The following is a 12572-nucleotide window of genomic DNA, read 5'->3' on the forward strand; positions in this document are numbered from 1 at the left end:
GTCGCGGCGCCGCGGGCATCGAGCCCCCGCCCCCGCGCAGGGATGCGCCATTGGCGCACCCTGATTGCCTATGCCTGAGGGGGCTTTCATGAGGGACACGTCCGATATCATCCTGCAGCGTCTGATGGGGCTGCATCCCAAGATCATCGATCTGACACTGGACCGGATGGAGCGTCTGCTGACCGCTTTGGGCGAGCCGCAGGACAAGATTCCGCCCGCGATCCATATTGCGGGGACCAATGGCAAGGGCTCGACCCAAGCCATGATCCGCGCGGGGCTTGAGGCGGCGGGCAAATCGGTCCATGCCTATACCTCGCCGCATCTGGCGCGCTTTCACGAGCGCATCCGTCTGGCCGGAGAGCTGATTTCCGAGGCCGAGCTTTCTGCCATGCTGGATGAATGCGAGGCCCGCAACAACGGCGGGAATATCACCTTTTTCGAGATCACCACCTGTGCCGGCTTTCTGGCCTTTTCGCGCCATCCGGCGGATTACACGCTGCTGGAGGTGGGGCTTGGCGGGCGGCTGGATGCGACCAATGTGATCACGCCTGCGCTGTCGATCATCACGCCTGTCGATCTGGACCACCAGCAATATCTGGGCGAGACTCTGGCCGAGATTGCCGCCGAGAAGGCGGGCATCATCAAGCGCGAGGTTCCGGTGATCATCGGCCCGCAGCATGACGAGGCGCTGGAGGTCATCGAGGCCCGCGCCGCGCGTCTGGGCGCGCCGGTTCTGGCCTATGGCCAGCAGTGGCATGTGCGCGAAGAGGCGGGGCGTCTGGTCTATCAGGACGAGACCGGCCTGCTGGATCTGCCGCTGCCCAATCTTCCCGGCCCGCATCAGGTGATGAATGCAGGCGCCGTGCTGACGGCGCTGCGTTTCCTCGGCTGTGACGAGGCCGCCTGTGAGGCGGCGGTGACACAGGCCGAGTGGCCCGCACGGATGCAGAAGCTGAAGACCGGCCCTCTGGTCGAGGCCGCGCAAGGTGCGGAGCTGTGGCTGGATGGCGGGCATAACCCTGCCGCAGGCGCGGTGATTGCGGCAACGCTGGACCGCCTGCCCGCCCGCCCTACGCATCTGATTTGCGGCATGTTGAATACCAAGGATATCGTGGGGTATCTGCATCCGCTGGCCAAGCGCGCCCGGAGCCTGACGGCTGTGTCCATCCCCGGTGAGGCCAATACCCTTCCGGCAGAGGCCACCGCAGAGGCGGCCACCCGCGCGGGCTTTGCCCATGTGGCCGAGGCAGAGACGGTTGCGCAGGCTCTGGCGGATATTGTCGCGAAAGATCCCCATGCGCGGGTGCTGATCTGCGGCTCGCTCTATCTGGCGGGCGCTGTGCTGCGCGAGAACGGCTGATCTTTTTGAACAGGGTCTGTGCGGGAAAGGGGCTGGGGAGCTGGCCCCGTTTTGCCTAGATTGTGCTCCAGCGAAGGAGCCTTTCATGACCCATCTCGAACTTGGCCTCGATACATTCGGGGATATCACGACCGACGATAGCGGCGCGCGGTTGTCGCCGGCGCAGGTGATCCGCAATACCGTGGCCGAAGGGGTTCTGGCCGAAGAGGCGGGGGCCGATTTCATTGGTCTGGGCGAGCATCACCGCCCCGATTTCGCGATCTCCTCGCCGGAGCCGATCATGTCGGCCATTCTGGCACAGACCTCGCGTATCAAGGTCGGAACGTCGGTGACGGTGCTCAGCTCGGACGACCCGATCCGCCTGTTCCAGCGGTTTTCCACCATGAATGCCTTCGGGCAGGGGCGCGCCGAAGTCACCCTTGGCCGCGGGTCCTTTACCGAGAGCTTTCCGCTGTTCGGTTTCGCATTGGAGGATTACGAGGCGCTGTTTGACGAGAAGTTCGAACAGTTCGTCACATTGATCCGCAACGAGAAGGTGAGCTTTGAAAGCCGCTTCCGGCCTGCCCTGAAAAACGCCACGGTCCATCCGCGCCCCGAAGCCCCCATCCGGACATGGCGCGGTGTGGGGGGCTCGCCCGAGAGTATCGTCTCGGCGGCGGCGCATGATCTGCCGCTGCTGGTGGCGATCATCGGCGGTGCGCCCGCGCGCTTCGCGCCGCTGGTGGATCTGTATCGCCGCGCCCATGCGCAGATGGGGACCACGCCGAAAGAGGTCGGCGTGCATAGTCCGGGCTTTGTGGCCGAAACCGACGAGCTTGCCCGCGAGACCTATTTCGAGGGCTACCAGAAGATGCATGCGTCAATTGGCGCCTCGCGGGGCTGGCCGCCGCTGCGGCGCGAGGATTACCTGCGCGAGATCGAACATGGCTCGCTTTATGTCGGCGCGCCCGAGACGGTCGCGTTGAAAATCGCCTCGACAGTGGCGACGCTGGGGCTGAGCCGGTTCCAGTTGAAATACAGCTCGGGTCCGCAGAAAGCCTCGGCCATCCTGCGCAATATCGAGCTTTACGGCACGAAGGTGATCCCGCGCGTGCGCGAGATCCTTGACCAGATGCCCAGAAGCTGAGGGCCGCGCCGATCAGCCAAGCCACGCCTTGGCGACGGGGATCAGGCGGTCCGTGTCGCCGAGGCGGTCGGCAAACCGGCGGACCAATGTCTCGCCCGCGAAGAAGGGCACCATGTCCTGCCATTCGGCCTGCGGCAGGACATCGCTTGCCGACATGGCCGTAACCTCGTCGACCGGCAGGCCGGCGCGCCCCAGATGCTCCGCGCGGTCGCTCGCCCGCCAGCTGAGGAAACGTGCCACATCACGGGCAATCGGCAGGAGCGGGAACCGGTCGATATCGAAGCCCCAGAGCGTTTTCCCGTCAGGGGCGACATTCAGGTTGCGGTCGACGAAATCTCCGTGGCTGCGGGCGCGCAGCACCATCTTGCCATTCAGATCGGGCGCCATACGGGCCAGTTTGTCGAGGATTTCGCCCGATAGCCTGCGCGCCTCGCCCTGCATATGCCGGTGCGGAAGGTCCTCGATCTGGCGCAGCCAGAAAGTGGCGTAGAACCGGCCTTCTTCGCGGGTGGGCGCGGTGTAGCGTGCCAGCCAGTGTCCCGCCGCCCCGACCAGCCGCAGCCGCATATCGGGGGCGGCATCTTTGAGGACGCGATCCAGCCGGAGACCGGGGGTGCGGCCCATGATGATCATGCCCTGCGAGGCGAAAGAGGCCACCAGCGCCACCACCCGATGCGCCCCGTCCTGCATATGGCCCGCATGGCCCAGAGCCTCGGCCATCAGGGTGGCGCGGGCAGGGCCCTTGTCACCGAAGAACTGCTTGAGCACAAAGCTTTCGTCGCGGCGGCGGATGACCGCCACGGCGCGGTCTGGGGTCAGGCGCAGCACCTCTTCCACACGGGTGCCCGCCCAGCCGGGTAACAGGTTCAGAGCGCGTTTCAGATCTCGGGCAACCGCTTCGATCTCTTCGATCCGGGAAATATCGCGCTCTAGGGCCTGCATCTCAGTCTCCGTGGTCTTGCCCCCAATCCGCGGCCTGCATTTCGCGCAAACGGGAGGCGGTGCGTTCAAATTCGAAACTGCCGGTGCCCTCGTTATAGAGATGTTCGGGTTCGGCTGCTGCAGAGGCAATCAGCCGGACCTTCGCCTCGTAGAGCGCATCGATCATGGTTACAAAACGCTTAGCCTCGTTAAATTTAGATGAATCCAGACTGGGAATCCCGTCCAAAAACAAAACGCGAACATTTTCGGCGATAACCAGATAGTCGCCAGCGCCCAAATTTGCGGCACATAGATCCCAGAACGACGCGCGCGCCACGCCATTGTGGTAATGCGGCAACGTGATTTCGCGGCCCTTATGGGCCAGAGACAGTTTCTCGTCATGGCCGCCGGTCAGTTCAGCCCAAAGGCTGTCCATCTGCGTCTTGGCTTCACGGTCGGCGGGGGTGAAATAGACCTGCTGCCCCGACAGACGGTTCTGGCGGTAGTCATTGACCGAGATGATCTCGTGCACCTCCAGCTTGTCGCGCAGGATCGCGATAAAGGGCAGGAAAAGCTGGCGGTTAAGCCCGTCCTTATACAGATCCTCGGGCACGCGGTTCGAGGTGGTCACCACCACGACACCCGCTTCGAACAGCAACTCGAACAGCCGCCCCACGATCATCGCATCGGCGATATCGGTGATCTGCATCTCGTCGAAACAGAGCAGTTTCAGCTCGGAAGCGATTCGTTTTGCCACCGGCTGGATCGCATCCTCGACCTTGGCCTTGCGCGCTTTCTCGATGTCGTTTTGCACTTCCTGCATGAAGGCGTGGAAATGCACGCGGCGCTTGGGCGCTGTGACCGCCTCGCAGAACAGGTCCATCAGCATGGATTTCCCGCGTCCTACGCCGCCCCAAAGATACAGCCCCTTGATCTGCGGCGGCGCGGCTTTTTTGCCGAACATACCGAAAAATCCGGCTTTGGGCGGGGTCTCGGGGAGGGTTTCCAGATCGCGGCGAACGCGCTCCAGAAGCGGTAATACGGCGCGCTGCGCATCATCGCCACGCAGGGTGCCCTCGGCCACGCGGGCCTCGTAGATCTGGGAAAGTGTCTGTGTCATGGCAATTAGGTATCTCTTGCTCACGCATTTGAAAAGCAACCAAATGCGCTGCATACCTTGAGAAGCGCGCGCGCTTGGCCTAGGGTCGCGCCATTCTCACAAGAGAGGTTCATCGAAATGCCCAAATCTCCGACGCAACGTCTGCATCTCGTGTTCGGCGGCGAACTCATCGATCCGCAGAAGACCGTCTTTCGCGACGTAAAAGACATCCACATCGTCGGGATCTATCCCAATTATGCGGAAGCTTTCAACGCTTGGAAAGCCGAAGCGCAGCGCACCGTGGATAACGCCCATATGCGTTATTTCATCGCGCATCTCCATCGCCTGCGCGATGAAGAAATGGAAGCGGCGCCGACCGCCGAACTCGGGTTCTGATACCCTATCATGCCGGTTCCGCTCTGGTTGCACCTGAAACTGTCGGGGCTGAACCGGCCATCTGCCCTGCCCGAGCGTCTGACGCCCGTTGCAGGCCGCACGAAGCCACCCATCTGGGTCCGGCTGTCGGGCGTTTCCTCCCTTCCCCATATCGAAGCTGTGCTGCAGATGCTGATCGGGCGTCTGGCGGACCGTCCGTTTATCGTGACAGGTCCTGCGGCTTTGCTGGATCGTGTGGCGCTGCCGCGGGAATGCCATCCCTTTCCCGATCCGCCCGATACCAATGCCGATATCCACGCCGCGCTCACGGTCTGGGCGCCCGATCTGGTGCTGCTGATCGGGCAGGATCTGCCGCCTGCGCTGATTTCGGGCGCGCATAGCCACGCGATCCCGATCATTCTGGTGGGCGGGCACCATCCCCGAACCGCCTATGCCGCGCGGCTGCTGCGCATGGTCCATACCATTCTGACCGAGACCACCGAGGAAAACCTGCATCTGATCGGCCTCGGCGCGCATCCGAACCGGCTGATCGCCTGCGGCCCGCTGTCGCTGCCGCCGCCGCCGTTAAGCTGTTCCGGAAAAGAGCTGGTGGCGATGGGCGATCTTTTGCAAAACCGCCCCACATGGTTTGCGACCTCGGTGCCCGAGGACGAGATGGACATGGTGCTTGAGGCCCATATGCAGGCCCTGCGCCATGCCCACCGGCTGCTGCTGTTTCTGGCCCCCGACAGTTCCGGCGATGCCGTGGAGCTGGCGCAGAGGCTGACGGATGAGGGCTGGCATGTCGCGCGGCGCTCTCTGGAGGGCGAGCCGGACCCGCATACGCAGGTCTTCATTGCCGATGACCCCGATGATTACGGCTTGTGGTACCGGCTGGCCCCGCTGTCCTATATCGGCGGCACCTTCAGTGGCCAGTCGCGCGCGCCGCGCTCGCCTATGGAGGCCGCCGCTCTTGGCTCGGCGGTGCTGCACGGGCCGGATACCGGCGCCTTCGAGGCCGCCTATCACGAGCTTCAGGCCGGTCAGGCCAGCAAGCGCCTGACCTCGAAGGACGATCTGTCCGAAGCGGTGATCGACCTGCTTGCCCCGCATCGCGCCGCCTTTCTGGCCCGCAATGCCTGGGATGTTGAAACCGCTGGTGCGGGCGCGATAGAAGCCCTGATCGATGCCATCCATCAGGCCCTTCCCGCCGCGCCCTAATTTCCTGTCATGATCGGAGCCGCCCATGCGCCCGCCCGCCTTCTGGTATAGCGCCCCTTCACAGCCAAGCCTTATGGCAAGATTGCTGGCCCCGTTAGGACATGTGACCGCGAAAGCCACGCAGAAGCGTCTTGCGCATAGGGGCGTTCACCTTTCGGTGCCGGTGATCTGTGTCGGGAATATCAATGCGGGCGGCACGGGGAAGACCCCGACCACCATCGCCATCGCGCAGATGCTGCAGGAGGAAGGGCTGACCCCGCATATTGTCAGCCGCGGGCACGGGGGCCATCTGGAGGGGCCGGTGCAGGTTGATCCCGATCGCCATCAGGCGGCGGAGGTGGGCGACGAGCCTCTGCTACTGGCCGCCTTTGCCCCGACATGGGTTTCAAAAGACCGCGCCCGTGGGGGCGAGGCCGCCGAAGCTGCGGGTGCGGATGTCATCTTGCTTGATGACGGTCACCAGAATCCCGGCTTGGTCAAGGATCTGACGATCGTGGTGGTGGATGCCCATAAGGGCTTCGGCAATGGTCGCTGTCTGCCTGCAGGCCCTTTGCGCGAACCTGTTGCAACGGGGCTTGCGCGCGCGGATCTGCTGATGTCGATCGGGAACGAGGCGGCCCAGATGCGGTTCCAGACCCTTTGGGGCGATGCCTTGCCCTGTCCGCATCTCAAGGCCAGTCTGCAACCTCTGGCCACCGGCATGGACTGGCAGGGGCTGGCCTGCCTTGCTTTTGCCGGCATCGGGCATCCCGAGAAGTTTTTCGACACACTGCGCGGCCTCGGCGCGGATCTTCAGCGGTGCGAGGCGCTGGATGACCACCAGCCCTTTACCCGACAGCTTCTGTCGCGGTTGGAGCTGGAGGCGAGACAGTCCGGACTGCAGCTTGTCACCACGGAAAAGGACGCCGTGCGCCTTCCGGCAAGTTTCCGACCGCAGGTGCTGACGCTTCCGGTGCGGCTGGAGATTGCGCAAAAGGCCATGTTGCGCGATGTGCTCAGGGGCCTGATCCCTCCTCGGCAGGGCTGAAGCCGGAGGGCGGGGCGCAGGTGACGTTGGCCCGTCGTTGGACAGTTGCAGGGGCGATAACCAAGCCGGTTTGCGGCCCGGGGACCGATGCGCTGGGCCTGTGCGCCTTTGCTATTTGAATTTTGCGCCGAATCTTGTATAGGGGCCACTCATTTTCAGGAAATCGCCATGACCGACGCATCCGCACCGATCACGCAGGACGTGCTGACGATCCCGCGTAAAGACCTCTCTTCCGACAAGATCAATCTTGTTGGCCTCACCCGCCCGCAGCTGCGCGCGGCGCTCATCGAGGCTGGCACGCCCGAGAAGCAGGCGAAGATGCGTGAAGGCCAGATCTGGCAATGGGTCTATTACTGGGGCGTGCGCGATTTCAACGCGATGACCAATCTGGCCAAAGCCTACCGCGAGATGCTGGAGGCCAAGTTCGAGATCCGCCTGCCCGAAGTGGTGACGCGTCAGATCTCGGAGGATGGCACCCGCAAATATCTGCTGCGCATTCAGGGCGGGCATGAGGTCGAGGCCGTCTATATCCCCGAAGAGGGGCGCGGGACGCTGTGCGTGTCGTCTCAGGTGGGTTGCACGCTGACCTGTTCCTTCTGCCATACCGGCACGCAGAAACTGGTGCGCAACCTGACCGCGGGCGAGATTGTCGGCCAGCTGATGCTGGTGCGCGACGACCTTGGCGAATGGCCCGAGCAGAACTCGCCCAAGAACGAACAGCGCCTTGTGTCGAACGTCGTGCTGATGGGCATGGGCGAGCCGCTCTATAACTTCGATAACGTCCGAGATGCGATGAAAGTGGTGATGGATGGTGAGGGGCTGTCGCTTTCTCGCCGCCGGATCACGCTGTCGACCTCGGGCGTGGTGCCGGAGATTGCCAAGACCGCCGAAGAGATCGGCTGCCTTCTGGCGATCAGCTTCCACGCCACCACCGATGAGGTGCGCAACAAGTTGGTGCCGATCAACAAGCGCTGGAATATCGAGGCGCTGCTGAACGCGCTGCGCGATTACCCGCGCCTGTCCAATTCGGAACGCATCACCTTTGAATATGTGATGCTGAAGGATGTGAATGACACCGATGAGGACGCGCGCCGTCTGATCAAGCTGATCAGGGGCATTCCCGCCAAGATCAACCTGATCCCCTTCAACGAATGGCCCGGCGCGCCCTATCAGCGCTCGGATTGGGAGCGGATCGAGCGGTTTGCGGATATCATCTATAAAGCGGGCTATGCCTCGCCGATCCGCACCCCGCGTGGCGAGGATATCATGGCCGCCTGTGGCCAGTTGAAATCCGCCACTGAACGGGCGCGGAAGTCTCGCAAGGACATCGAATCCGAGGCCGGTCTGTAAGCCTTCGGGCCGCCCTTCGGGGCGGCCTTTTGCATTGTGACGGTTCCGTAAATTTTTCGGGAACCGGATGCTGCGGCGCGGCGTTCTTTCCGGATCAATTCCTGAACTGGGGGGCATCATGACGCAGGATGAACAGCGCGACATTCTTGATGATTGGCACGATCTGATGAATATGAAACCGGCCGAGCTGGAAGCATGGCTGGACACCGAGGAAAGCCGCAGCGCCTGTGCGATGCTGGGGCAGAACGGCCAGTTGACGGCGCTGAAGGTGCTGGAGCTTGCGCGCCTCAAGCCCACCGATCTGACCGCCGCCGAATGGAGCAAGATGCGCGAGATCACCTTTGATATCGAGCGGACCTTGGCGGCAGGCCGTCCGGCAGATCTGTCGCAGCAGGCCGCTTGGCGCTATGCTTTGATGAATTGCGGCCACGATCCCTTGCGATACTGACGCCCCGTCCCTGACGCTTTTTCCGCGACCGGTGTCGAAATCCCGCGTTGCGCAAGGCGGTCACATCTGGGGAACGTTTCCGTGATGGGATGCGTTCACCGGATAGGACGGAGACGAGAATGACCGATATAAGGATCGCCGCGCCAGCGCGTTTTGCCCCGCTGCCCGATAGGACCGGACCGGATGGCACCCCGCGCCGTATCGGCGTCGAGGTGGAATTTGCCGGTCTGGACGAGGCGGAAACGGCCCGACTTGCCGCCACTTTTCTGGGAGGCACGGCACAGCGCGCCGAAGGGGATGACTGGAAGGTGCGTGGCACGCGGATCGGTGATCTGGATATCTATCTGGACATCGCGTTGCGCAAATCGCTTTCCGGTCCGCTGCGCGATCTCGGGATGCGGCTCGGGCGCGAGGTGCTTCCGGTCGAGATCGTGACCCAGCCGCTGACTTTGGAGCAGCTTGCCGATCTTTCCACCTTTCTGACAACGCTGCGCGAGCGCGGGGCATTGGGCAGCGAAGCCAGCGCCTTTTACGGCTTTGGCGTGCATTTCAACCCCTCGATTGCGGGGCCGGACCATGTGGTGCGCCCGCTTCTGGCCTACGCGCTGCTTGAACCGTGGATGCGGCGGGCGCTTCCCATCGAGATGACGCGGCAGGCTTTGCCCTTTACCGACCGCTATCCCGAAAAGCTGGTGCGCCATCTGGTGGAACTCGGGCCGGAGGCTTCCCTGCCCGATGTGATCCGCGCCTATCGCGAGGCCACTTTGTCGCGCAATCACGGGCTGGATATGCTGCCGGTCTTTGTCGAGCTGCATCCCGAGATCATTGCCGCAAGCGATGGTAAGGGCGGCACGGTCAATCCGCGCCCCGCTTTCCACTTCCGGCTGCCCGATTGCCGTATCTCGGACCCGCAATGGTCGCTGGATTACGAATGGCGCCGCTGGTGGCTCGTCGAACAGGTGGCCAGCAAGGAAGCGGTGCTGCGGCAGCTTTGCCGTGACTGGCCCGCCGAGCATAGCGGCATGAACTTCCTTGGTCTGGGCTGGCCCGAACATGTCGGGCGCATCCTGCGCGATGCGGATCTGATCGGATGAGCCGCGGGATGCGCCCTGTGATCGGGGTCACCACTTCGGTGAAAACCGGCTGGCGGGTCTTTCCGTTCATCGCCTTCGGGGTCTGGCTGGCGGGGGGACGTTCGGTGCGCTGGAGCACGCGGGGCGAGGCCGATGCAACGCAGGTGGACGGTGTCATCGTGGGCGGCGGGGATGATATCTCGCCCGAGCTTTATGGCGGAGAGCTGGTCACAACGGCCGTGCTGGACCCCGCGCGCGATAGGCTCGAGGCGGGGGTGGTGGCGCAGGCCTTCGATCTGGGGAAGCCGGTTTTGGGCATTTGCCGCGGGTCGCAGATGCTGAATGTGGCACTGGGCGGCACGCTGCATCAGGATGCCTACAGCCATTATGGCGCGCGCAAATATTCGACACTCTTGCCCAAGAAGGATGTGCAGGTGATTGCGGGCACCCGACTGGCCCAGCTGACAGGGGCGGCGCCGATGCGGGTGAACGCGCTGCACAGTCAAGCCGTGGACCGTCTGGGAGAGGGGCTGGTGGTGGCGGCGCGCGACCCCTCGGGAATGGTGCAGGCCATTGAACGGATCGCCGATCCCTTTGCCTTGGGGGTGCAATGGCATCCCGAATATCTCACCTATGCCCGCCGTCAGCGCGCGCTGTTTCGGGCGTTGGTGGCGGCTGCGCGCGCCTGTCGGGAGGATCGCGCGCAGCTTGCCGAAGTCAGTGCCGAGGCGCTGACCCTTTAGGCGGGGTCAGCATTCACACTCGGGGTGGAAAGCCTCCAGTACGGCCATCGCCTCTTCTGCCGTCTCGACAAAGCGCACCAGATCCAGATCCTCATGCGCGATGGTGCCTGCCTCGGCCAGCGCCTCCCAGTTGATGATCTTCTGCCAGAATTCACGGCCGAACAGGATGACCGGCACCCGTTTCATCCGTCGGGTCTGGATCAGGGTAAGGCTTTCGAACATCTCGTCCAATGTCCCGAAGCCCCCCGGAAAGACCACGATCGCCGCGGCGCGCATCAGGAAGTGCATCTTGCGGATGGCGAAATAGTGGAAGTTGAAGGACAGGGCAGGGGTGACATAGGCATTGGGGGCCTGTTCATGCGGCAACAGGATATTCAGCCCGATAGATTCCCCTCCCGCTTTATGCGCGCCACGATTGCCGGCCTCCATCACCCCTGGGCCGCCGCCCGTGCAGACCACCAGCTCGCGGCCATAGGCCTCAAGCGAACGGGCGGTGACCAGTTCGGCAAACCGTTCGGCCTCGGTGTAATATTTTGTCAGCTCGGCCAGTTGCGGTGTCTTGGCGGTGTCTTTCTTTTCGGGCGAGGGAATGCGTGCGCCGCCAAACATGACCACCGTCGATTCGATGCCACGTTCATCCATGATGAGCTGTGGCTTGAGCAGTTCCAGCTGCAGGCGCACGGGCCGCAGCTCTTCGCGCATCAGGAAGTCTTTATCGGTGAAGGCCAGCTTGTAGGCGGGCGAGCGGGTCTGCGGCGTGTCGGGAACACGCTCGGCAGAGCGGGCATCCTCGACACTGTCGCGCAGCGTCGAATTATGCGGCTCCTGAAAGGCGGGGTCGTGTTCGCTGGCCATGAAAACTCCTGTTTCTGAATTTCGGCGAACCTATGCGCTTTGTCGCGGTTCTGCCAGACTCCCATAAAACAGGTTTTGCATTGAGAAATTCCGAAAGCACTGGCATTACGGGTCTCAATCGAAATGCTTGGAGAAGACCATGTCGAATGCACAGCTTGAAGCGGCCATCGAAGCCGCCTGGGAAACCCGCGACACGATCACGCCCGCAACCACCGGCGAGACCCGCGAGGCGATCACCGATACCCTGAACGCATTGGATTCGGGCAAGCTGCGCGTGGCCGAAAAGCAGGCAGACGGCAACTGGCATGTGAACCAATGGGCGAAGAAAGCCGTGCTGCTGGGCTTCCGCCTGAAAGACATGGAAATCCACGAAGGCGGCCCGCAAGGCAGCGGCTGGTGGGATAAGGTCGACAGCAAGTTCAAAGGCTGGGGCGAGAACCAGTGGAAGGCCGCAGGCTTCCGCGCCGTGCCCAACTGCGTCGTGCGCAAATCGGCCTATATCGCCAAGGGCGTGGTGCTGATGCCGTCCTTCGTCAATCTGGGCGCTTTCGTGGATGAGGGCACCATGGTCGACACTTGGGCGACCGTCGGCTCCTGCGCACAAATCGGCAAGGGCGTGCACCTGTCGGGCGGCGTCGGCATCGGCGGCGTGCTGGAACCCATGCAGGCGGGTCCGACCATCATCGAGGACAACTGCTTCATCGGTGCGCGCTCCGAGGTTGTCGAGGGCGTGATCGTCCGCGAGGGCTCGGTGCTGGGCATGGGCGTCTATATCGGCCAGTCGACCAAGATCGTGGACCGTGAAACCGGCGAAGTGATGTATGGCGAAGTGCCGCCCTATTCGGTGGTCGTCTCGGGCTCCATGCCGTCGAAAAACGGCGTCAGCCTCTATTGCGCCGTGATCGTGAAACGTGTGGACGAAAAGACCCGTTCGAAAACCGGCGTGAACGAGTTGCTGCGCGACTGACTTCCGG

Annotated in this window: 13 protein-coding genes; 10 read left to right on the plus strand and 3 right to left on the minus strand. The window is 63.1% G+C overall.

What is annotated here, in order from left to right; genetic code table 11:
- Positions 1–88 precede the first annotated feature (88 nt).
- Positions 89–1360, plus strand: a complete 1272-nt coding sequence (locus AC2ISB_RS13090) for a bifunctional folylpolyglutamate synthase/dihydrofolate synthase (RefSeq protein WP_486575355.1) — start codon at positions 89–91, stop codon at positions 1358–1360.
- Positions 1361–1445: 85 nt separating this feature from the next.
- The gene (locus AC2ISB_RS13095) at positions 1446–2486 is read left to right on the plus strand and encodes an LLM class flavin-dependent oxidoreductase (RefSeq protein ID WP_339108674.1); all 1041 of its coding nucleotides are present in this window, start codon (positions 1446–1448) and stop codon (positions 2484–2486) included.
- A gap of 12 nt (positions 2487–2498) precedes the next feature.
- Here AC2ISB_RS13095 and AC2ISB_RS13100 read toward each other — a convergent pair whose 3' ends face one another.
- On the minus strand, positions 2499–3428 hold the full coding sequence (locus AC2ISB_RS13100) for a hypothetical protein (protein WP_486575357.1): 930 nt from the start codon (positions 3426–3428) through the stop codon (positions 2499–2501).
- A gap of 1 nt (position 3429) precedes the next feature.
- A complete protein-coding gene (zapE, locus tag AC2ISB_RS13105) occupies positions 3430–4527 on the minus strand; it encodes a cell division protein ZapE (protein WP_339108676.1) in 1098 nt (365 codons plus the stop codon).
- 117 nt (positions 4528–4644) lie between these two features.
- Here zapE and AC2ISB_RS13110 point away from each other — a divergent pair, with 117 nt between their 5' ends.
- The 7 genes from AC2ISB_RS13110 to AC2ISB_RS13140 all read left to right on the plus strand — a co-directional run bounded on the left by AC2ISB_RS13110 (position 4645) and on the right by AC2ISB_RS13140 (position 10743).
- On the plus strand, positions 4645–4902 hold the full coding sequence (locus AC2ISB_RS13110) for a DUF4170 domain-containing protein (protein WP_339108677.1): 258 nt from the start codon (positions 4645–4647) through the stop codon (positions 4900–4902).
- A gap of 9 nt (positions 4903–4911) precedes the next feature.
- Positions 4912–6102: a 3-deoxy-D-manno-octulosonic acid transferase gene (locus tag AC2ISB_RS13115; RefSeq protein ID WP_486575358.1), complete on the plus strand. Its 1191-nt coding sequence runs from the start codon at positions 4912–4914 to the stop codon at positions 6100–6102.
- A 25-nt stretch (positions 6103–6127) separates the two neighbouring features.
- Positions 6128–7129: a tetraacyldisaccharide 4'-kinase gene (gene lpxK / locus AC2ISB_RS13120; protein WP_339108679.1), complete on the plus strand. Its 1002-nt coding sequence runs from the start codon at positions 6128–6130 to the stop codon at positions 7127–7129.
- A gap of 168 nt (positions 7130–7297) precedes the next feature.
- A complete protein-coding gene (rlmN, locus tag AC2ISB_RS13125) occupies positions 7298–8479 on the plus strand; it encodes a dual-specificity RNA methyltransferase RlmN (protein WP_339108680.1) in 1182 nt (393 codons plus the stop codon).
- A gap of 118 nt (positions 8480–8597) precedes the next feature.
- Positions 8598–8927: a DUF3140 domain-containing protein gene (locus AC2ISB_RS13130; protein WP_339108681.1), complete on the plus strand. Its 330-nt coding sequence runs from the start codon at positions 8598–8600 to the stop codon at positions 8925–8927.
- A gap of 119 nt (positions 8928–9046) precedes the next feature.
- A complete protein-coding gene (locus AC2ISB_RS13135; RefSeq protein ID WP_486575361.1) occupies positions 9047–10021 on the plus strand; it encodes an amidoligase family protein in 975 nt (324 codons plus the stop codon).
- Positions 10018–10743: a gamma-glutamyl-gamma-aminobutyrate hydrolase family protein gene (locus AC2ISB_RS13140; RefSeq protein WP_339108683.1), complete on the plus strand. Its 726-nt coding sequence runs from the start codon at positions 10018–10020 to the stop codon at positions 10741–10743. Before AC2ISB_RS13135 ends, AC2ISB_RS13140 begins: the two co-directional genes overlap by 4 nt.
- 6 nt (positions 10744–10749) lie before the next feature.
- On the opposite strand, the gene AC2ISB_RS13145 is transcribed toward AC2ISB_RS13140, so the two are convergent.
- A complete protein-coding gene (locus tag AC2ISB_RS13145) occupies positions 10750–11598 on the minus strand; it encodes an LOG family protein (protein ID WP_339108684.1) in 849 nt (282 codons plus the stop codon).
- Between the two features lie 139 nt (positions 11599–11737).
- On the opposite strand from AC2ISB_RS13145, the gene dapD reads away from it, so the two are divergent.
- A complete protein-coding gene (gene dapD, locus AC2ISB_RS13150; RefSeq protein WP_406721551.1) occupies positions 11738–12565 on the plus strand; it encodes a 2,3,4,5-tetrahydropyridine-2,6-dicarboxylate N-succinyltransferase in 828 nt (275 codons plus the stop codon).
- Positions 12566–12572 lie beyond the last annotated feature (7 nt).

This window comes from Thioclava sp. NS-SX20 (assembly GCF_057380695.1).

Coding starts and splice junctions, on each gene's coding strand:
- AC2ISB_RS13090 (WP_486575355.1), top strand. CDS start 89: ATGAGGGACACGTCCGATATCATCCTGCAGCGTCTGATGGGGCTGCAT.
- AC2ISB_RS13095 (WP_339108674.1), top strand. CDS start 1,446: ATGACCCATCTCGAACTTGGCCTCGATACATTCGGGGATATCACGACC.
- AC2ISB_RS13100 (WP_486575357.1), bottom strand. CDS start 3,428: ATGCAGGCCCTAGAGCGCGATATTTCCCGGATCGAAGAGATCGAAGCG.
- zapE (WP_339108676.1), bottom strand. CDS start 4,527: ATGACACAGACACTTTCCCAGATCTACGAGGCCCGCGTGGCCGAGGGC.
- AC2ISB_RS13110 (WP_339108677.1), top strand. CDS start 4,645: ATGCCCAAATCTCCGACGCAACGTCTGCATCTCGTGTTCGGCGGCGAA.
- AC2ISB_RS13115 (WP_486575358.1), top strand. CDS start 4,912: ATGCCGGTTCCGCTCTGGTTGCACCTGAAACTGTCGGGGCTGAACCGG.
- lpxK (WP_339108679.1), top strand. CDS start 6,128: ATGCGCCCGCCCGCCTTCTGGTATAGCGCCCCTTCACAGCCAAGCCTT.
- rlmN (WP_339108680.1), top strand. CDS start 7,298: ATGACCGACGCATCCGCACCGATCACGCAGGACGTGCTGACGATCCCG.
- AC2ISB_RS13130 (WP_339108681.1), top strand. CDS start 8,598: ATGACGCAGGATGAACAGCGCGACATTCTTGATGATTGGCACGATCTG.
- AC2ISB_RS13135 (WP_486575361.1), top strand. CDS start 9,047: ATGACCGATATAAGGATCGCCGCGCCAGCGCGTTTTGCCCCGCTGCCC.
- AC2ISB_RS13140 (WP_339108683.1), top strand. CDS start 10,018: ATGAGCCGCGGGATGCGCCCTGTGATCGGGGTCACCACTTCGGTGAAA.
- AC2ISB_RS13145 (WP_339108684.1), bottom strand. CDS start 11,598: ATGGCCAGCGAACACGACCCCGCCTTTCAGGAGCCGCATAATTCGACG.
- dapD (WP_406721551.1), top strand. CDS start 11,738: ATGTCGAATGCACAGCTTGAAGCGGCCATCGAAGCCGCCTGGGAAACC.